Raw genomic sequence first — 17,992 nt, forward strand, 5'->3', positions numbered from 1 at the left:
CGGGGAAGAGGCTTTGAGCCGGGAAAAATCATAAGAAGGAGACAGGAAAGATGACAGATATAAACAATAAGGTTCTGGTATCCGTTGCACCGGTAGCTGCAACGGACAAGGTCATTATACCGGAGAAGATAGCAGAGGATGTATACCAGTGCTATAAGGCGGGGGCTTCCATGGTGCACCTGCATGTAAGGGACAGGGAGGGCCGTCTGACGCCGGATATGACATTACTGGAGGAGACGCTGGCCTTAATCCGCAGGGATTCGGATATTATCATCGAAGTGTCCACAGGCGGGGTGTCGGACCTGAACATACAGGAGCGCTGCGCCCCCCTGTATTCCGATATGGTGGAGGCCTGTTCCCTGAACGTGGGTTCCACCAATCTGGGAAAGGACGTGTACTGCAATCCCATAGACGATGTGGAGTACTGCATCCGGGAAATCCTGAAGCAGAAAAAGACCCCGGAGGTGGAGACATTTGAAATCGGCCATACCTGGACCATGGCGCAGCTGATGAGGAAATATGATTTTGCGGACCCGGTTTTATTCAGCATTGTGCTGGGCCATGAGGGGGAAGCGCCGGCAACGCCCCAGGCGCTGGCTGCCATGATTCAGATGATTCCTTCCAACGCCATATGGGGCATTACGCAGGCCCACAGAAAGGATTTCTCGCTGCTGGCAGGCGCCGTGGGCATGGGAGCCAGGACCGTAAGGATTGGATTTGAGGACAGCAATTACCTGGATGCGCAGACCCGGGTTTCCTCCAATGCACCCCTTGTGGAAAAGACCGTGAAGCTTCTCAGGGCCATGGATAAAGAACCCATGTCCCCGGAGGAGGCCAGGTCCCTGTTCTGCATCGGAAGATAGAAGAGAGGAGAATGCAAACCATGTTAAATGCATCTGTATTAGACCGGTACCCCGGAGTGGATATGGAAACCGTACAGGCCCTGCTGGAAGAAAAATGCCGGGAAGATAAACATAAAATCATTGTCCTGGACGACGACCCCACAGGTGTTCAGACAGTCCATGACATTTCCGTGTACACGGATTGGTCCTATGACAGCGTTAAGAGGGGCTTTGAGGAGGATAAAAAGCTGTTTTACATCCTGACCAATTCCAGGGGATTTACCGTGGAGCAGACCACCAGGGCCCATCAGGAAATCGGGGAAACCGTGGCCAAGGTGTCAGAGGAGACAGGAATTGACTATGTGATTGTCAGCAGGGGAGATTCCACCCTGAGGGGGCATTATCCCCTGGAGACAGAGCTGCTGGCCGGGGCAGAGGAAACATACAGGGGAAGGGCTGTTGACGGGGAAATCATTTGTCCTTATTTTAAGGAGGGCGGGCGTTTTACCATTGGAAACGTGCACTATGTAAAGTACGGGAATGAGCTTGTACCTGCGGGGGAGACAGAGTTTGCCGGGGATAAGACCTTTGGATACCATTGTTCCAATTTAAAGGAATATGTGGAGGAAAAGACAGGCGGCAGATACCCGGCCCGGGAGGTGCTGGATGTTTCTGTGGAGGAGCTGCGCAGCCTGGATTATGCAGCTATTACAAAGAAGCTGCTGTCGCTCCATGACTTTGGGAAAATCGTGGTAAATGCAGTGGATGCCTGTGACCTGAAGGTGTTCTGCATTGCCCTTTACGATGCCATGAACCAGGGGCGCAGGTTCATGTTCCGCACAGCGGCGGGATTTGTAAAGGAATTCGGCGCCATCAGCCAGAGGCCTCTTTTGTCCAGGGAAGAGATGGTGTCAGGAAACTGCCGTACAGGCGGAATCATAGTGGTGGGCTCCCATACGAAAAAGACCACCAGCCAGCTGGAGGCCTTAAAAAACGTGGAGGGAATCCGGTTCATTGAGTTTAATTCTGATTTGGTATTGGATGAGGAGAAATTCCAGGAGGAAATCAGCTCTGTCATAAGCCGGGAGGAGGAGCTGATAAGCCGGGGCGTGACGGTTGCGGTTTATACCAGGAGAAAGCTGCTCTCCCTGGAACATGACAGCCCTGAGGAGGCTTTGGTGCGGTCGGTGAGGATTTCCGATGCAGTCCAGTCGCTGGTGGGCAGGCTGAAGGTACGGCCCGCCTTTGTGGTGGCCAAGGGCGGCATCACCTCCAGCGATGTGGGGACCAAGGCCCTGAGGGTAAAGCGTGCCACGGTTCTGGGACAAATCCGTCCTGGCATACCGGTATGGCGCACAGGACCGGAGAGCCGTTTCCCTGGGACGCCTTATGTCATATTTCCCGGAAATGTAGGGGAAACAGAAACTCTTAGGGAGGCAGTGGAGATATTGATGGGATAGAGGGCAGCGGTGCCGGTCAAACCGTCTGCACAGTTAAAAATAATTTAAGACAGAAACCGTACAGGATGTGCTAATCCTTCTGTCTCCTGCATAAGATATAAAAAAATCCTCAGGAGACTCATTTTGAAGGAGTATATTGAAGAACGTGCGGTAGCCATCGCCAATTACATCATAGACCACAATGCCACGGTAAGGCAGACGGCGAAGAAATTTGGGATAAGCAAATCCACGGTACATAAGGATGTAACTGACAGGCTTGCGCACATCAATCCGGGGCTGGCGGCCCAGGCCAGGATTGTACTGGATGTGAATAAGTCAGAGCGCCATATCCGGGGAGGGTTGGCTACCAGGGAGAAATACCAGCACAGACTGGCTATCTGCAGTAAGCAGGAGGAATAAAAGGCACAGGAGAAAAGCAGACGCCAGGCATATAAACAGCAGATGGAAAACCCATAGATAAGAGAAAACCGCCATTTTCAGATAGAAACAGTCATATCTGAAAACAGCGGTTTTTGTATTTTGTATGCAGTCCTATTTTCCCACAGAATCATATTCATCGCAGATTTCTCTGGACGGGGCTTCTGTCATCAGCGACACGGCTACAATGGCAACGCAGGCCACGATGAAGGCGGGAAGCAGTTCATAAATATTCCAGGCGCCGCCCAAGGGGCGCACGCCGTATTTCCACACAAACACCATGATGCCTCCGGAAATCATGCCTGCCAGGGCGCCCTTTAGATTGCTGCGCTTCCAGAACAGGGCAAAGAGCATTACCGGACCAAAGGAGGCGCCGAAACCAGCCCAGGCAAAGGAGACAATGGTAAATACCGAACTGTCGGGATTCCAGGCCAGCAGGATGGCCACCAGGGCAATGCCCACAACGGTAAGGCGGGCAGCTGTCATGGAAGCCCTGGAATCCATTTTTATCTTCAGGAAGTCCTGAAGCAGGTTCTGCGATACGCCTGAAGCAGCTGTCAGCAGCTGGGAGTCAGCTGTGGACATGGTACAGGCCAGGATACCTGCCAGTACCACCCCTGCCACAACAGACAGCAGGACTCCGTTTCGTCCCAGCAAATCCGCCAGCCGGATGATAACAGTCTCAGATTCAGAGCTGGAGGAGAACATGGGAATGCTTCCGGCCACAGATGCGCCGTATCCGATGATACCAATGAGGATGGCCACGAACATGGAGATGACAACCCAGACAGATGCAATGCGGCGTGATGTTTTCAGCTTATCCTCATGGCTGATGGCCATGAATCGGAGAAGGATATGGGGCATTCCGAAATATCCCAGTCCCCATGCAAGGGTGGACAATATGGTTATAAAACCATAGGGGGACGCTGTGTTGTCAGCCATGCTGTGGATATGTGTCATGCTCAGATATCCTGCCAGGGAACGGGCATTGTCAGCCACCGCGCTCCAGCCTCCGGCCACATGGATGCCAAAGAATACAATGATAACCAGCGCAATACTCATGACAATGCTCTGAATCAGGTCCGTGGTGGACACTGCCATGAAGCCGCCCATGACCGTGTATCCGATGATGACCACGGCACCGGCTATCATTGCCACATGGTAATTCACGCCGAACAGACTGTTGAACAGGGTTCCCACAGCCTTGAAGCCCGATGCGGTATAGGGGATAAAGAAAATCAGGATTACAATGGCGGCAATGCACATTAATATGTTCCTGTCATCCCGGTAACGGCGGGAGAAGAAGTCCGGTATGGTGATGGCTTTGCAGACAACGGAATAGCGGCGAAGGCGCTTGGCCACAATCAGCCAGTTGAGGTATGTACCCACGGCCAGGCCGATGGCGGTCCAGCCTGCGTCTGCGATGCCGGTCAGGTATGCGACTCCCGGCAGGCCCATGAGAAGCCAGCTGCTCATATCCGATGCCTCGGCGCTCATGGCAGTTACCAGGGCGCCCAGTTTACGGCCGCCCAGGTAGAATTCGTCGGCGGAATCACCGCCGCCTTTTTTGCTGAAATAAAAACCTACATACACCATGGCTGCCAGATACACGACAATGGCTGCCAGGATTCCTATTTGTCCAGTACTCATGATTACCCTCCTGTTATGTGTTCCTTTGCGGAAAACAGACATAATGCTGACATTATAGCATGGGGATGGGTGGAACGCAATACAGAACAAAGTATAGACTAAATACTAGACTAAAGATTAAGAATTAGAGAAAAAATGACGCATTTACAATAAAATATTACTAGACGATTATGGAACACTATAAGAGAAAAAATAATTATACATATAACCAAACAGATATAGGATACAAACAGGCCCTGCCTGCCGGTGCCGGATTAAGACCAAGCGGCAGGCAGGGTAAGGATGCCGGATATAACCGTGTCCTCACCTGGGCAGAAAACTGCTCAGGAACGCAGGCATGACAGAGGCGCTGTATCTGCGCAGGGAATATTCGCCTGCGCACAGACACCAGTCGTACAACAGGGCGCGTTCCGACAGGGCGTAAAGCTTGACCATCTCATTGACACTTGTCTCAGCGTTCAGTTCTCCGGATTCCTGTCCCTGGGCAATGATTCTGCGGAGCAGCTTATAATAGGTCCGGTTGTGGTCCAGCAGGTGCTTTTCGCCGGAGGTGACCAGCTGGGTGGAGAGAAGGCGGGCCAGCAGGTCCAGGGATATGCTGTTCTCAATCATTCCGAAAAGTTCGCTGTTTAGAAAGAGGAGCTTGTCCATGGCAGACATCTCCGGCGTAAGGGTATCCATAAGTTCCTCGTATTTCTCGTCAAAGAGCAGGCTCAGGGTGCTGAGAAGCGCGTCCTTACCGTCGAAGTAGTGGTAAAAGGACCCTTTGGAGGTACGGGAGAGTTCGATGATTTCCTCCACCGTGGTATCTTCATATCCCTGCTCATAGAACAGCTGCCATGCTGCGTTTACAATCTTTCCGCGGGTGTTGCGGGCGTTTTTCTTGGTCATGTATGCACATCTCCTTGCGTTGGTTCATTCCTATTTTATAACTTAACACAGTTTGCCGGGTTTCGCAATGCAGCTGCCAGGTGTTTATGGGGAATGTGAATTACAGGAGAGGTTATGGCTGATATGCAGGAATTGTATAGTATATTTGCGAGGAACCCATTGATTTTGCGGATTAATACGATTATAATTGTGTTCAAAATACATTTTATATCTACCCGAATGGAGGAATTGACTATGGAAAAGAAAGACCTGGACTGGGGAAATATCGGATTTTCCTATATGCCCACGGACAAGCGCTATGTGGCGAATTATAAAGACGGAGCATGGGATGAGGGCGCCATGACCTCTGACCCCAATGTGGTGATTAATGAGTGTGCGGGTATTCTTCAGTACTGCCAGGAGATTTTTGAGGGCCTTAAGGCTTATACAACTGAGGATGGAAGCATTGTCACATTCCGCCCCGACCTGAATGCAGAGCGTATGATGAATTCCGCCAGAAGGCTGGAGATGCCGCCCTTCCCCAAGGAGAGATTCCTGGAGGCAGTGGACCTGGTGGTTAAGGCCAACGCTGCCTGGGTGCCTCCATTCGGAAGCGGAGCAACCCTTTACCTCAGACCCTATATGTTTGCCTCAGGTCCTGTTATCGGCGTCAAGCCTTCCCAGGAGTACCAGTTCAGACTTTTTGGAACGCCCGTGGGCCCATACTTTAAGGGAGGCGCAAAACCTCTGACTCTCTGCGTCAGCGATTTTGACCGCGCAGCACCCAACGGCACCGGACATGTAAAGGCCGGACTGAACTACGCCATGAGCCTTCACGCATCTGTCACGGCCCATGCAGCAGGATATGACGAGAACGTGTTCCTGGACCCGGGTACCAGGACATATATCGAGGAGACAGGCGGAGCCAATTTCCTGTTTGTCACAAAGGACGGCCAGGTGGTGACGCCTCAGTCTGATTCCATCCTTCCATCCATTACAAGGCGTTCCCTTGTGTACGTGGCAGAACATTATCTGGGCCTTAAGGTGACCCAGAGACCTGTGAAGCTTTCTGAACTGGATGATTTTGCAGAGTGCGGACTGTGCGGAACAGCAGCCGTCATCTCCCCTGTGGGCAAGATTGTGGACCACGGCAGGGAAATCTGCTTCCCAAGCGGCATGGACGCCATGGGACCTGTTACCAGGAAGCTGTACGATACCCTTACCGGCATTCAGATGGGCACCATCGAAGCGCCTGAGGGCTGGATCAGGAAAATAGTATAGCGGGCATTTCAACGCATAATCAGAGCCTCCCGGAATATATTGATAGTAATTGTATCATATATTCCGGGAGGTTTTTAACATGAAAGGAACGATTAAGGGTAACGTGTACCTTGGGCTCATGATGCTGTTTGCCATGACCCTGTGGCTGGCCGGCTGTTCTGCATCAAAGGACAGCGGAGATAAGGTCAGGGACCTGGATTTCACAGTGGCAGGCGATATGGATGTGCCGGATGAGCTTAAGAATCTGATTGCTGAGAAACAGCAGCAGCCGTTTAAACTCACATACAGCGATGAACAGAATCTGTACATAGCAGTGGGTTACGGCGTACAGCCCACAGGGGGTTACAGCATCAGCGTCAACGAGCTCTATCTCACCGACAACTCCATTGTCATCAATACAGAGCTGAAGGGACCTGAAAAGGGGGAGAACGCCGGCGCGGAACAGTCATTTCCATATATTGTAATCAGAACCGAGTATCTGGAGAATCCTGTGGTATTCCAGTAGTATAAAAGGGCAGGGGGGAGACAAAAGCCTGAAAAGAGCTATGAAACAGGTTGTAAAGTGTAAAAAGCTCTTTTTAATTTGAATATCATATGCTATACTATACGATATTTAATCTTTTTAGGAAAATGTCGTATTACCGTAGCATTGTGTTAACTTGTTAAAGAAAGGCTGGAGTAAATATGATATTCAAGGACATATGGCTTGACATCAAGGCCGTACAGGAACGTGACCCCGCTGCCCGCAATGCCCTGGAGGTATTTCTTCTGTACCAGGGAGTCCATGCCCTTATATGGCACCGGTTTGCCCACTGGTTTTATAACCACAGGATGTTTTTCATTGCCAGGCTGATTTCCCAGATTGCCCGTTTCTTTACTCTTATTGAGATTCACCCGGGCGCCCGGCTGGGACACGGCATCCTGATTGACCACGGATGCGGGGTGGTTATCGGCGAGACCACTGTGGTGGGTGATAACTGCACCATTTACCAGGGCGTTACCCTGGGCGGCGTGGGTACCAAGAAGGGGAAACGCCATCCCACCCTGGGCAATAATGTAATGGTAGGCGCAGGCGCCAAAATCCTGGGCGCGTTTGAGGTTGGCGATAACTGTTCCATTGCAGCCAATGCAGTTTTGCTGAAGCCATTGGAGGATAATGTGACCGCTGTCGGCATACCCGCCCGCGCAATCAAGAAGGATGGCGTTACCATACCAAAGGAAAAGAAGAGTCTGACGCCCGAAGAGTATGAAGGTATGAAACGGCGTATGGAGCAGATGGAGAAGGAGATTGGTTTCCTGAAGGACGCCTTAAGGGATGCCCGGAAAGATGCCCAATCCAGGCCGGCTGATACGGAAAAATAACCCACCCAGGAGAAGATACACTGCACATGAAACAGGAAGCACCCCATGTAAATATAGAGCGGAGCATCATCAAAGCGTTCCGCAGGGAGATATGGCGCCCCTTTGTCAGGGGGCTTCAGGATTATGAGATGATAAAGGACGGCGACAAGGTGGCTGTCTGCATATCCGGAGGAAAGGATTCCATGCTTCTGGCCAAATGCCTCCAGCAGTTGAAGCGCCAGAGCCGGACGGATTTTGAGCTGGAGTTCATTGTCATGGACCCGGGGTACAATCCGGACAACAGAAAGCTTATTGAAGATAATGCAGCCCTTATGAATATACCTGTGCGCATCTTTGATTCAGATATATTTGACATTGTGGTGGACGTGAAGCAGTCGCCCTGTTACCTGTGCGCCCGCATGAGAAGGGGATATCTGTACGCCCATGCCAGGGAGCTGGGCTGCAATAAAATAGCATTGGGTCATCATTTTGACGACGTGATTGAGACCATTCTTATGGGAATCCTTTACGGAGGCCAGATTAACACCATGATGCCCAAGCTTCACAGCACCAATTTTCAGGGCATGGAGTTAATCCGCCCCCTGTATTATGTAAAGGAAGAGGATATACTGGCCTGGAAGGATTACAACAGCCTGCATTTCCTGCAGTGCGCCTGCCGGTTTACGGAGCAGATTGCAGAGGAACAGGCGGCCAGGGGAATGGCGGGGGAGGCGGCCGACATTGTCCACACCTCCAAGCGCCAGGAGATGAAGGAACTTATCCGTTCCCTCAGAAAAACCAGCCCCTTTATAGACGCAAATATCATGAAAAGCGTTGAGAACATCAACCTGGATGCCTGCCTTGGCTATGTAAAGGACGGGGTCCGCCGCCATTTCATGGACGAATACGATGAAAGATAGAAAAAGAGCATAAATCACCTGCTGTCCGCATAGATTTTTCTAAAAGACTATGAGAGATGGCAGGTGTTTTTTATGGAATTAATAAAGAAGCAGATACATATGAACCAATGGAAGGGCAACGTAACCACGCAGATTACCCTGGATGATGACTTTATTGTACCGGATACCCTGGATGATATGGAGCAGGTCATGCTGGACACCGGCGAGATACAGATTGAGACAGTGAAGAACCAGGGAGATAAGGTGGCGGTAAAGGGCAAGCTGGAATTCCAGGTGCTTTACCGGAAGGAGAGCGGCGGACTCCAGACTCTGGGCGGCAATATTCCCTTTGAAGAGGTGGTCAATGTCCAGGGACTGGAGGAAAAGGATTATGTGGGCCTTAACTGGATGCTGGAGGACCTTAACACGGATATGATTAATTCCAGGAAACTGGGGGTCCAGGCCATTATAACCCTTCAGGTGCGGGTGGAGACCCTGAGGGATGTGGAAGCAGCCGTGGATGTGGACATGGAAAACAGCAGCCGGCCCGCCGGGGCCGGTATGTCTGACACGGACGGGGCGGGACAGGTGCAGGTGGAGACGCTGAAACGCACGGCCAATGCAGCGGCCATTGCTGTAAGGCGCAAGGATACATACCGGATTAAGGAGGAACTGAGCCTTACCGGAGGCAAGCCCAACATAGGGCAGTTATTATGGCGGGAGATGAAGCTGAGGGACGTGACGGCGAAACCCCTGGACGGCAGGCTTCATCTGGACGGCGAACTGAGCGTGTTTGTCATTTACGGGGCAGAGGATGAAAATATGCCTGTCCAGTGGCTGGAGGAGACCATACCATTTTCAGGGGACATGGAAATGAGCGATGTGAAGGAGGAGCAGATTCCCATGGTGACCGTGCGCCTGGCCCATAAGGATATGGAAGCCAAGCCCGACTATGACGGGGAAATGCGGGAAATGGACGTGGACGCGGTGCTGGAGCTGGATATCAAGCTCTATGAGGAGGAGGAAGTGGAGCTCTTAAGCGACATGTACTCCAACAACCGGGAAATAGAGCTGAACCGTTCGGATGCCTGTTTCGACCAGATACTGACCAGGAATGTGTGCAAGTCCAAGGTGGCGGAGAAGCTGAGTCTGCCCCAGGCTGAGCGGATTCTTCAGATTTGCCACAACGAGGGGACCATCAAGCTGGATGAGGTGGAAATCGGGGATGACTGTCTGGAAATTGACGGCGTGCTGGAGGTGACCCTGTTATACCTTACCAGCGACGACACGTCACCGGTCCAGTCCTCTGTGGAGCAGGTGCCCTTCCACTGCGTGGCCGAGGCCAGAGGAATCCGGGAGGACAGCGTATACCAGCTGGACGCGGGCCTGGAACAGCTCAGCGCAGTGATGATGGGCGGGGATATGGTGGAAGTGAAGGCTGTGATTGCCCTGGATTTCCTGGTGCTGCAGCCTGTGTGCGAACCCGTGATTACAGGAGCTGCCATCCACCCCATGGATTTGGAGAAGCTGCAGGAGCTGCCGGGAATCGTGGGATACATTGTACAGCCGGAAGACAGCCTGTGGGGAATCGCAAAAAAATTCCATACAACCGTTGGCAATATCATATCCACCAATGAACTGGCTGACGACCAGGTGAAACAGGGGCAGAGGCTGCTGCTGGTGAAAGAGATTGCCCAGGGCTTGTAGGGCCGGATTCCGCCGAGAGAGGCCGGGCAGCTCTGGAAAAAAGAAGTCTGGGAATTAAAAGAGACCTGGAAACAAAAAGGCTTCCAGGTCTTTTTCCTGTGAAGCAAAAAAACTGTTATAGAACCCGGTTTTATGGTATACTATCAGAAGTTAAATGAAAAGAGGTTGTTATACTATGGATTTGGATTTTAAGCCGGTAGTGGCCGGGGATATAGACAGGCTCCGGCCCTTTTATGGGCTGAGGCCCAATAAGACATGCGACAGCGTGTTTCTGGACAGTTTTTTGTGGAAGGACTATTATCATGTACGGTGTGCGGTGAGCGAGGGAAGAGCCGTCCTGTGGCTCATGGAAAAGGACGGACAGGTTTCCACTGCCATGCCTCTGTGCAGGGAGGAGGATTTGCCTTATTTCTTTCAGCAGATGGTGGACTATTTTTCAGGGGTGCTCCATAAGCCGTTCTATATTTCCCTGGCCGATGAGGAGGCGGTCCAATACCTTAATCTGGACCCGGCCCTGTTCGAGGTGGAAGAACAGGTGGATTTAAAGGACTATCTCTACAGCGGCGAGGAACTGAGAAAGCTGGAAGGGAAGAAGTTCGTCAAGAAGAGAAACCATCTGAACGGCTTTAAACGCACGTACGAAGGCAGATATGAGTACAGGCGTCTCTGCTGTTCCGACCGGCATGAGGTGTGGCAGTTCATGGAGCGCTGGAGGCAGCACAAGGAGGAAGTGGGCGCCATGGAGCTGTCCCTGGACTATGAGGTGGCAGGCATTCACGACATACTTAAGAACTGTTCCAGCCTCTATGTGAGGATGGCAGGGGTTTATATCGACGGGCAGCTGGAGGCATTTACCATTGGAAGCCTGAATGTACGGGAGAATATGGCTGTCATCCACATTGAGAAGGCCAATCCTGAAATCAGGGGACTGTACCAGTTTATCAACCAGCAGTTCCTGGTAAATGAATTCCCCGAGGCCGAGCTGGTGAACAGGGAGGACGATGTGGGGATGGAGGGCCTTAGAAAAGCCAAAATGAGTTATAATCCCATTGGGTTTGCAAGAAAATATATGGTGAGGGAACGATGATTCGGTATTTGGAGAAACGTGAGTTCGGGGCGTGCAGGCCCCTGTGGGAGGAAGCATTTCCGGAGGATTCCAGGGAATTTGCAGACTATTATTTTGATAAAAAGATATTACAGAGCGCTGTACTGGTGAAGGAGGATGACAGGGGCCGTATCGTTACCATGGCCCATATGAATCCGTACAGGGTAAATGTGGGAAAGAAGATGTGGAACCTGGATTATATTGTGGGGGTTGCCACGGCAGCGGACAGCCGTCACCGCGGACACATGAGGGATGTGCTCATGAGGATGCTGGATGACATGCATCAGGACAGGAAACCCTTCTGCTACCTCATGCCGGCGTCGCCGGATATATACAGGCCCTTTGGATTCCGGTATATATTTGACCAGCCCCGCTACAGGCTGGGGCCTGAGGCGCAGAAATGCCTTCACAGGCGGGAACTGAGGCTGGACGGGAATCTCTGTTCCTCCCTGGCCGGCTGGATGAACCATTGGCTGTCTTCACGGTTCCAGGTGTATGCGCTGCGTGACCGGGACTATATGGAGATGCTTCAGGCTGAGCTGGACAGCGAGGCCGGAAACATATACGGATGGTACGACGGCACAGGGGCACTCCAGGCATTCCAGGCATTTTGGGGTCTTAAAAAGCAGAGCCAGAGGTTCCTGTACGCAGGCAGGGATGAATGGCTGGAACCGGACAATTCCCAGTACCCGCCCAGGCCGGCCATCATGGCCCGCATCACCGATGTGATGTCCTTTATGGAAGCCATTGTCCTGGATGAAGGGTGTCCCTGCCCTGCCATGGATGTGATGGTCAATATCCATGACTCGCTGATACCGGAAAACAGCGGTTTGTGGAAATGGAAAATAGACGGAAACGGGTCGTCCCTCACAAAGAGGGGGGTGTCCCTGTCAGCGGTCCATGCCAGGGAAGACGCCGGGGAGCCTGTTTTTCCGGGTACACTGGTGTCCTCGGAGGTTTTGGATATAACCATAGAACAGCTGGCGTCCTGGCTCTTTGGATACAGAACCCTGGAGGAGCTGGCGGATGGAAGTCAGGACGGAGCGCCTTTCTGGTGCGCGTATGTGCGGGCCCTGGATGGCGTGTATCTGGATGAGGTTGTGTAGCAGCGGCGGAGCCGGACCGCGGGACAGCCGGAGTCTGGCGGCCGGGGTGCGGTCCCCAGGACAGGCGGAGCGCGGCGGCCAAAGATGCGGTCTGTGAATATATTATGAGCGGGACGGCAGAATCAGGAGGGGAATGTTATGGATGAAAAATGGCAGCAGTTAAAGGAATGGATTGACGGCAGCGGTAACATTGTGTTCTTTGGCGGGGCCGGAGTATCCACGGAAAGCGGGATTCCGGATTTCCGCAGCGTGGATGGGCTTTATAACCAGCAATACAAATACCCGCCTGAGACTATCATCAGCCATAGCTTTTATATGCGGTATCCGGAGGAGTTTTACCGCTTTTATAAGGACAGGATGCTCTTTGCCGGGGCTGCTCCCAACGAAGCCCATAAGGCCCTGGCACGGCTGGAGGACAGAGGAAAGCTTAAGGCGGTCATTACCCAGAACATAGACGGCCTTCACCAGATGGCGGGAAGCAGGGAGGTACTGGAGCTCCATGGCAGTGTACATAGGAATTACTGCACCAGATGCGGACAGTTTTATGATTTGGACTACATTGCAGCAAGCCAGGGCGTGCCCCGCTGCAGCTGCGGCGGCGTGATTAAACCGGACGTGGTCCTTTATGAGGAGGGGCTGGACAACAGGACCCTGCAGAAAGCCGTGGATTATATCAGACATGCGGACATGCTTATCATAGGAGGAACCTCCCTGGTAGTATATCCTGCGGCCGGGCTGATTGATTATTACAGGGGCAATAAGCTGGTGCTCATCAATAAAGCGGCCACTTCACGGGACTCCCAGGCGGATTTGGTTATCAGCCACCGTATCGGGGAGGTACTTGGGGCTGTGGTTGACTAGGGGCAGTTTGAAATTTCATTTCCGCCGCCCGCTGCGCCTCCTTCATGGGGCCCCAAACTCCCGCAAAGGGTGACGTGCATCTGGCGGAACGTTATTTTCAAACCCACAATCGGACAGGAAAGGAAGGAACAGCAGATGTATCAGGCGGCAGAGAACAGATATAACACAATGGAATATAAGCGCAGCGGCAGGAGCGGTATCCTGCTTCCAAGGATATCCCTGGGACTGTGGCAGAATTTTGGGCTGGAAAAGAGCCTGGAGGAACAGGAGGCAGTTCTCTTCAGGGCATTCGATATGGGAATCACCCATTTTGACCTGGCCAACAATTATGGGTTTCCGGCAGTGGGCAGGGCGGAGGAGAATTTCGGAGCCGCTCTTCGGGACGGCCTGGGAAGGTACAGGGATGAGCTGTTTATATCCACAAAGGCAGGATTTGACTTCTGGCCCGGACCCTACGGCAACTGGGGTTCCAGGAAGTACCTTATGGCCAGCCTGGATTCCAGCTTAAAGCGTATGGGGCTGGAATATGTGGATGTATTTTACCACCACCGTCCGGACCCGGATACGCCTCTGGAGGAAACCATGGAGGCCCTGTCTGACATAGTGCGCCGGGGAAAGGCCCTGTATGTGGGAATTTCCAATTATCAGGCAGAGGAGGCAGAGGCAGCCATCCGCATCCTGAAGGAGAACAAAACACCCTGCCTGCTTCACCAGCCCAGGTACAATATGTTTGAGCGCTGGGTGGAGGACGGACTTCTGGAGCTTCTGGACCGTCAGGGCGTGGGCTGCATATGCTACAGCCCCCTGGCTCAGGGCGCTCTGACAGGAAGGTATCTGAAAGGGATACCGGAAGGCTCCAGGGCTTCCAGGAAAGGGACCACCATAGGCGGAAGATACCTGACAGAGGACAAGCTGGCTAAAATAAGAGCCCTGGACAGAGTGGCCGGGGAGCGGGGACAGTCCCTGGCGCAGATGGCCCTGGCCTGGGTGCTCCGCAGGAAGGAAGTTACCAGCGTGCTCATAGGGGCCAGCAGCATTGCCCAGCTGGAGGATAATGCAAAGGCTTTGGCAAACCTGACATTCAGCCAGGAGGAACTGGCTGGGATAGAAGGCATTCTGAAAGCGTGACAGCCGGGCGGCGGTCAGACCGATATACAGAAATGGAGTCGCGTACATGAACGAAAAGTTGAATTATGAAGTAGGGGACATAGTAAAGCTCAAAAAAACCCATCCCTGCGGCAGCAGCCAGTGGGAAATCCTCAGGGTGGGAGCTGATTTCCGGCTCAAATGCATGGGATGCGGACATCAGATTATGATTGCCCGCAGGCTGGTGGAGAAAAATACCAGAGGGCTTACCAAGGCAAACGCGGGTTCTTAGGGCGCTGTCAGGGGAAATATCCTGAAATCCGCCATAAAAGCGTAATAAAACGTAATAAAAAACAAAAAAACATCTTGCATTTGTCCCGGGAATTTGTTAAAATAATACTCCGTGACATATTATATCCTTGCTCCTGTTACTGAAAGCAGGGGCCAGAGACCACAAGGAGGTAAAGCAAGATGAACAAGTATGAATTAACCGTTGTTCTGAATGTGAAGCTGGAAGACGAGCAGCGTGCAGCAGCAATCGAAAAGGTAAAGGGTTACATCACCCGTTTCGGCGGCACTGTAACAAATGTAGATGAATGGGGCAAGAAGAGACTTGCTTACGAGATTCAGAAGATGCACGAAGCTTACTACTACTTCATCCAGTTCGAGTCTGATTCTGTATGCCCGAATGAAGTAGAGGCTCACATTCGTATTATGGAACCAGTAATCAGATACTTATGCGTTAAGACAGAGGCATAAGAGATACCCAGACCGCCTGTGGCGGGAGAGAAAAAGGAAGTGTGACCGTATGAACAGAGTTATCTTAATGGGAAGATTGACAAGAGACCCGGAAGTCAGATATTCACAGGGAGAGCGTTCCATGGCCATTGCCAGGTACTCACTTGCAGTGGACAGAAGGGGCCGCAGGAACCAGGACAGTTCTTCAGACCAGCAGACAGCCGATTTTATCAACTGTGTTGCATTTGACCGCGCTGCCGAGTTCGCCGAGAAGTATTTCCGTCAGGGAATGCGGGTGCTTGTGTCAGGCAGAATCCAGACAGGTAGCTATGTAAATAAAGAAGGTCAGAAAGTATACACCACCGAGGTCATTTTGGATGACCAGGAATTCGCAGACAGTAAGGGTGCGGCATCTGATATGGGAGGATATGCCCAGGCAGCTCCGTCTCAGAGACCGGCTCCTACCAGTGCGATTGGTGATGGGTTTATGAACATTCCTGACGGAGTGGAGGACGAAGGACTTCCATTTAACTAGAATGTTCCATGGTTAATAATAAAGGAGGACAACACCAATGGCATTTAATAAAACAGACAGACCAGATGGCGCTAAGATGAGAAGACCAGGCGGAATGCGCAGAAGAAAAAAAGTTTGTGTATTCTGTGGAGATAAGAACGGAACCATCGATTACAAGGATGTTAACAAGTTAAAGAGATACGTATCCGAGAGAGGAAAAATCCTTCCCCGCCGTATCACTGGCAACTGTGCAAAGCACCAGAGAGCCCTGACTGTAGCTATCAAGCGCGCACGTCACATCGCTCTGATGCCGTATACCTGCGATTAATGGTTTGTTTTGCAGGGATTAAAGCGTAAAAGATAACGGGATTCCATATATTGCATATGGAGTCCCGTTTTTTGCTAATCCCCGCAGCATCCCCCCTTGACCTTCACCAATCTGGCCTCGCCCATGATGAAGATGGTAGCGCCCCCTATGACGATAGTCTTCTGCACATCCACAAACATGTGGCCGTTGTATTCCTGGTCCTCTATCTCCACGGCGCGTTCTTTGCAGTTGGAGGATACCAGCTGCAATACCTCGTCTATCCGTTCTGTGCCAACCAGGAATACATTGAGCTTCCTGCTGGACACCAGTCCCTTGGCGTCTATCCTGGTGGCCTGAATCTGGTTTCTCTTAAATGCAGATGCCAGGGCCTCAGCGTCATTCTCCTGTACGATAATCAGCATCACGTTCATATCCATAAGAATACCTCCGTTACCTCATTGAGAGTTTGGTTTGTTTATTATAAGGCATTGTACCATAATGCGGAGGGGATGGCTATCCTGGTTTTTACTTTTATTGGATATGGCTTGTCCTGATTAATAGTGCACCACATCTTCTGCCTGGCGGATTCTGCTAAGAACAGGGACAGCTTCCTCACTGAGCAGGTACCTCAGGGTGGATGGCGGCACAAGGGACGGCAGAAGCTCCATCTGGTTTTCCTTGATAGCCCTGCGGACTGTGGAAGCGCTGATGGCAGCGCCGTTCTGCTGTATGCGGGGGATAACAGTGCATTGGATTCCGGCTTTTGGCAGTTCTGTTTCCATAATCCGGTTATAGATACCTGTTACCTGGCTGTGAGGCTCCTCACCCACGTAGCGTCTGCGGATTCCCAGGGCGGCGGCGATTTTTGCAAAGATGGCCAGGTCCAGCCGCGCATGGCTTTCAATGACAGCGTCCATGTCTTTTTGGAAGTAGCTGGGAAAGGTGGCGCTGCTGATGATATAGGGGCCGCTGTCATGATATATGAGATTGCTCAGGTGGGCGGTACCCTCCATTACCAGGCGCCTGCGCACCTGGAAGGGCACAAGGCTTGCCTCCTCGCTGACCATGAACAGGTGGACAGTGTCATTTTCCTCCGCTGCCCGTTCTGTCAGATACAGATGGCCGAGGGTGAAGGGATTGGCGTTCATCACCAGGGCAGCGCATCTTTCACGGGGGGCATGGATGCCGGACTCCCCGGAGAGCCTCTGTAAATAGGAGGAAAATCCATTTCTCCGGTTTTCCATAAAAACCACCTGGCCGTCTATCCGTGCAATTTCATAGAAACCAAGGTCCCCAAAGAAACGGGCGGAACTGCATTTTGTATACAGGAACAGGTGGGTATTTCCGCGGGATACCTGAATTTCCATAAGATGGGTCATGATTTGGTTCATAAGCCCCTCGCCCTGATGGCTGCTGCTCACGGCCAGACACCGGAGCGTATTGCCAAAACAGCTGCCGGTGGCTATCAGATTCATGTCCTCATCAAACATGCCGCAGGTATAGTCCAGGTTACCGTCCCTGCGGATGCCTTCTGCTGTCAGCAGCCGGTCCAGCTGCTGGCTGGCGGCTTTGTCTTTGGGGCTGATTTGTGATATGAAATAATCCGACATACGTTGCTCCTTTTACGCTTTCTACCTTTATTCTATAGCAGTTTGGAGTAAATTTCCACTTTATTTTGAAAGCCGGGGGGATTGAGCTATTGACATTTATAGCATGTAATGATATAAATAAAACCATACTAATTTACTATGAATAGTGTGGTTTTGTCACATGACTCAGCGCCGCGCCGTGTAGAGATGTACAATAGG

At 51.9% G+C, this 17,992-nt stretch carries 20 protein-coding genes; 16 read left to right on the forward strand and 4 right to left on the reverse strand.

Annotated features, from left to right (window positions below):
* Positions 1–50 precede the first annotated feature (50 nt).
* The 3 genes from FGS84_RS05190 (at position 51) to spoIIID (ending at position 2,701) form a co-directional block, all read left to right on the forward strand.
* Positions 51–863, forward strand: a complete 813-nt coding sequence (locus FGS84_RS05190; RefSeq protein WP_138306623.1) for a 3-keto-5-aminohexanoate cleavage protein — start codon at positions 51–53, stop codon at positions 861–863.
* Positions 864–883: 20 nt separating this feature from the next.
* A complete protein-coding gene (locus FGS84_RS05195) occupies positions 884–2,302 on the forward strand; it encodes a four-carbon acid sugar kinase family protein (RefSeq protein WP_138306624.1) in 1,419 nt (472 codons plus the stop codon).
* Between the two features lie 123 nt (positions 2,303–2,425).
* A complete protein-coding gene (gene spoIIID / locus FGS84_RS05200; protein ID WP_138306625.1) occupies positions 2,426–2,701 on the forward strand; it encodes a sporulation transcriptional regulator SpoIIID in 276 nt (91 codons plus the stop codon).
* A gap of 132 nt (positions 2,702–2,833) precedes the next feature.
* Here spoIIID and FGS84_RS05205 read toward each other — a convergent pair whose 3' ends face one another.
* Both FGS84_RS05205 and FGS84_RS05210 read right to left on the reverse strand, forming a co-directional pair.
* A complete protein-coding gene (locus tag FGS84_RS05205) occupies positions 2,834–4,369 on the reverse strand; it encodes a sodium/proline symporter (RefSeq protein ID WP_138306626.1) in 1,536 nt (511 codons plus the stop codon).
* A gap of 303 nt (positions 4,370–4,672) precedes the next feature.
* Positions 4,673–5,260 carry a TetR/AcrR family transcriptional regulator gene (locus FGS84_RS05210; protein WP_138306627.1) on the reverse strand — a complete coding sequence of 196 codons (588 nt, stop codon included), beginning with the start codon at positions 5,258–5,260 and terminating at the stop codon, positions 4,673–4,675.
* Positions 5,261–5,479: 219 nt separating this feature from the next.
* Here FGS84_RS05210 and FGS84_RS05215 point away from each other — a divergent pair, with 219 nt between their 5' ends.
* The 13 genes from FGS84_RS05215 (at position 5,480) to rpsR (ending at position 16,205) form a co-directional block, all read left to right on the forward strand.
* Positions 5,480–6,520 carry a branched-chain amino acid aminotransferase gene (locus tag FGS84_RS05215; protein ID WP_138306933.1) on the forward strand — a complete coding sequence of 347 codons (1,041 nt, stop codon included), beginning with the start codon at positions 5,480–5,482 and terminating at the stop codon, positions 6,518–6,520.
* Between the two features lie 79 nt (positions 6,521–6,599).
* Positions 6,600–7,025 carry a protease complex subunit PrcB family protein gene (locus FGS84_RS05220; RefSeq protein WP_138306628.1) on the forward strand — a complete coding sequence of 142 codons (426 nt, stop codon included), beginning with the start codon at positions 6,600–6,602 and terminating at the stop codon, positions 7,023–7,025.
* A 179-nt stretch (positions 7,026–7,204) separates the two neighbouring features.
* Positions 7,205–7,882 (forward strand): serine O-acetyltransferase, encoded by a 678-nt coding sequence (gene cysE / locus FGS84_RS05225; protein WP_138306629.1) that lies wholly within the window; start codon positions 7,205–7,207, stop codon positions 7,880–7,882.
* A 26-nt stretch (positions 7,883–7,908) separates the two neighbouring features.
* On the forward strand, positions 7,909–8,781 hold the full coding sequence (locus FGS84_RS05230; protein ID WP_138306630.1) for an ATP-binding protein: 873 nt from the start codon (positions 7,909–7,911) through the stop codon (positions 8,779–8,781).
* 72 nt (positions 8,782–8,853) lie between these two features.
* Positions 8,854–10,467 carry an SPOCS domain-containing protein gene (locus FGS84_RS05235; protein ID WP_138306631.1) on the forward strand — a complete coding sequence of 538 codons (1,614 nt, stop codon included), beginning with the start codon at positions 8,854–8,856 and terminating at the stop codon, positions 10,465–10,467.
* A gap of 154 nt (positions 10,468–10,621) precedes the next feature.
* A complete protein-coding gene (locus FGS84_RS05240; protein ID WP_347563794.1) occupies positions 10,622–11,554 on the forward strand; it encodes a phosphatidylglycerol lysyltransferase domain-containing protein in 933 nt (310 codons plus the stop codon).
* The gene (locus tag FGS84_RS05245; RefSeq protein ID WP_138306633.1) at positions 11,551–12,678 is read left to right on the forward strand and encodes a GNAT family N-acetyltransferase; all 1,128 of its coding nucleotides are present in this window, start codon (positions 11,551–11,553) and stop codon (positions 12,676–12,678) included. The genes FGS84_RS05240 and FGS84_RS05245 overlap by 4 nt, the downstream gene beginning before the upstream one ends.
* A 138-nt stretch (positions 12,679–12,816) precedes the next feature.
* Positions 12,817–13,539 carry an NAD-dependent protein deacylase gene (locus tag FGS84_RS05250; protein WP_138306634.1) on the forward strand — a complete coding sequence of 241 codons (723 nt, stop codon included), beginning with the start codon at positions 12,817–12,819 and terminating at the stop codon, positions 13,537–13,539.
* Positions 13,540–13,674: 135 nt separating this feature from the next.
* The gene (locus FGS84_RS05255; protein WP_138306635.1) at positions 13,675–14,667 is read left to right on the forward strand and encodes an aldo/keto reductase; all 993 of its coding nucleotides are present in this window, start codon (positions 13,675–13,677) and stop codon (positions 14,665–14,667) included.
* A gap of 46 nt (positions 14,668–14,713) precedes the next feature.
* On the forward strand, positions 14,714–14,917 hold the full coding sequence (locus FGS84_RS05260; protein WP_138306636.1) for a DUF951 domain-containing protein: 204 nt from the start codon (positions 14,714–14,716) through the stop codon (positions 14,915–14,917).
* Positions 14,918–15,096: 179 nt separating this feature from the next.
* On the forward strand, positions 15,097–15,384 hold the full coding sequence (gene rpsF, locus FGS84_RS05265; RefSeq protein ID WP_002585697.1) for a 30S ribosomal protein S6: 288 nt from the start codon (positions 15,097–15,099) through the stop codon (positions 15,382–15,384).
* 49 nt (positions 15,385–15,433) lie between these two features.
* Complete coding sequence (locus FGS84_RS05270; RefSeq protein ID WP_138306637.1) at positions 15,434–15,898, forward strand: single-stranded DNA-binding protein; 465 nt, start codon at positions 15,434–15,436, stop codon at positions 15,896–15,898.
* Between the two features lie 37 nt (positions 15,899–15,935).
* Entirely contained in the window at positions 15,936–16,205 is a 270-nt protein-coding gene (gene rpsR / locus FGS84_RS05275; protein ID WP_002568382.1) for a 30S ribosomal protein S18, read from the forward strand.
* 74 nt (positions 16,206–16,279) lie between these two features.
* Here the strand turns inward: rpsR and FGS84_RS05280 are convergent, their stop codons facing one another.
* The gene (locus FGS84_RS05280; protein WP_138306638.1) at positions 16,280–16,621 is read right to left on the reverse strand and encodes a cyclic-di-AMP receptor; all 342 of its coding nucleotides are present in this window, start codon (positions 16,619–16,621) and stop codon (positions 16,280–16,282) included.
* A gap of 117 nt (positions 16,622–16,738) precedes the next feature.
* Positions 16,739–17,794 carry a [citrate (pro-3S)-lyase] ligase gene (gene citC / locus FGS84_RS05285; protein WP_138306639.1) on the reverse strand — a complete coding sequence of 352 codons (1,056 nt, stop codon included), beginning with the start codon at positions 17,792–17,794 and terminating at the stop codon, positions 16,739–16,741.
* Between the last annotated feature and the right edge of the window lie 198 nt (positions 17,795–17,992).

It is taken from the genome of Clostridium sp. 1001271st1 H5 (assembly GCF_005845215.1).
Classification (GTDB): domain Bacteria; phylum Bacillota; class Clostridia; order Lachnospirales; family Lachnospiraceae; genus Enterocloster.

Excerpts from the sequence above, each read along its gene's own strand:
- FGS84_RS05230 (WP_138306630.1), top strand. The coding sequence starts at position 7,909 with ATGAAACAGGAAGCACCCCATGTAAATATAGAGCGGAGCATCATCAAA.
- FGS84_RS05280 (WP_138306638.1), bottom strand. The coding sequence starts at position 16,621 with ATGGATATGAACGTGATGCTGATTATCGTACAGGAGAATGACGCTGAG.
- FGS84_RS05240 (WP_347563794.1), top strand. The coding sequence starts at position 10,622 with ATGAAAAGAGGTTGTTATACTATGGATTTGGATTTTAAGCCGGTAGTG.
- FGS84_RS05235 (WP_138306631.1), top strand. The coding sequence starts at position 8,854 with ATGGAATTAATAAAGAAGCAGATACATATGAACCAATGGAAGGGCAAC.
- FGS84_RS05190 (WP_138306623.1), top strand. The coding sequence starts at position 51 with ATGACAGATATAAACAATAAGGTTCTGGTATCCGTTGCACCGGTAGCT.
- FGS84_RS05205 (WP_138306626.1), bottom strand. The coding sequence starts at position 4,369 with ATGAGTACTGGACAAATAGGAATCCTGGCAGCCATTGTCGTGTATCTG.
- rpsR (WP_002568382.1), top strand. The coding sequence starts at position 15,936 with ATGGCATTTAATAAAACAGACAGACCAGATGGCGCTAAGATGAGAAGA.
- FGS84_RS05220 (WP_138306628.1), top strand. The coding sequence starts at position 6,600 with ATGAAAGGAACGATTAAGGGTAACGTGTACCTTGGGCTCATGATGCTG.
- FGS84_RS05195 (WP_138306624.1), top strand. The coding sequence starts at position 884 with ATGTTAAATGCATCTGTATTAGACCGGTACCCCGGAGTGGATATGGAA.
- rpsF (WP_002585697.1), top strand. The coding sequence starts at position 15,097 with ATGAACAAGTATGAATTAACCGTTGTTCTGAATGTGAAGCTGGAAGAC.
- FGS84_RS05270 (WP_138306637.1), top strand. The coding sequence starts at position 15,434 with ATGAACAGAGTTATCTTAATGGGAAGATTGACAAGAGACCCGGAAGTC.
- FGS84_RS05215 (WP_138306933.1), top strand. The coding sequence starts at position 5,480 with ATGGAGGAATTGACTATGGAAAAGAAAGACCTGGACTGGGGAAATATC.
- FGS84_RS05210 (WP_138306627.1), bottom strand. The coding sequence starts at position 5,260 with ATGACCAAGAAAAACGCCCGCAACACCCGCGGAAAGATTGTAAACGCA.
- citC (WP_138306639.1), bottom strand. The coding sequence starts at position 17,794 with ATGTCGGATTATTTCATATCACAAATCAGCCCCAAAGACAAAGCCGCC.
- FGS84_RS05245 (WP_138306633.1), top strand. The coding sequence starts at position 11,551 with ATGATTCGGTATTTGGAGAAACGTGAGTTCGGGGCGTGCAGGCCCCTG.
- FGS84_RS05255 (WP_138306635.1), top strand. The coding sequence starts at position 13,675 with ATGTATCAGGCGGCAGAGAACAGATATAACACAATGGAATATAAGCGC.
- FGS84_RS05250 (WP_138306634.1), top strand. The coding sequence starts at position 12,817 with ATGGATGAAAAATGGCAGCAGTTAAAGGAATGGATTGACGGCAGCGGT.
- FGS84_RS05260 (WP_138306636.1), top strand. The coding sequence starts at position 14,714 with ATGAACGAAAAGTTGAATTATGAAGTAGGGGACATAGTAAAGCTCAAA.
- cysE (WP_138306629.1), top strand. The coding sequence starts at position 7,205 with ATGATATTCAAGGACATATGGCTTGACATCAAGGCCGTACAGGAACGT.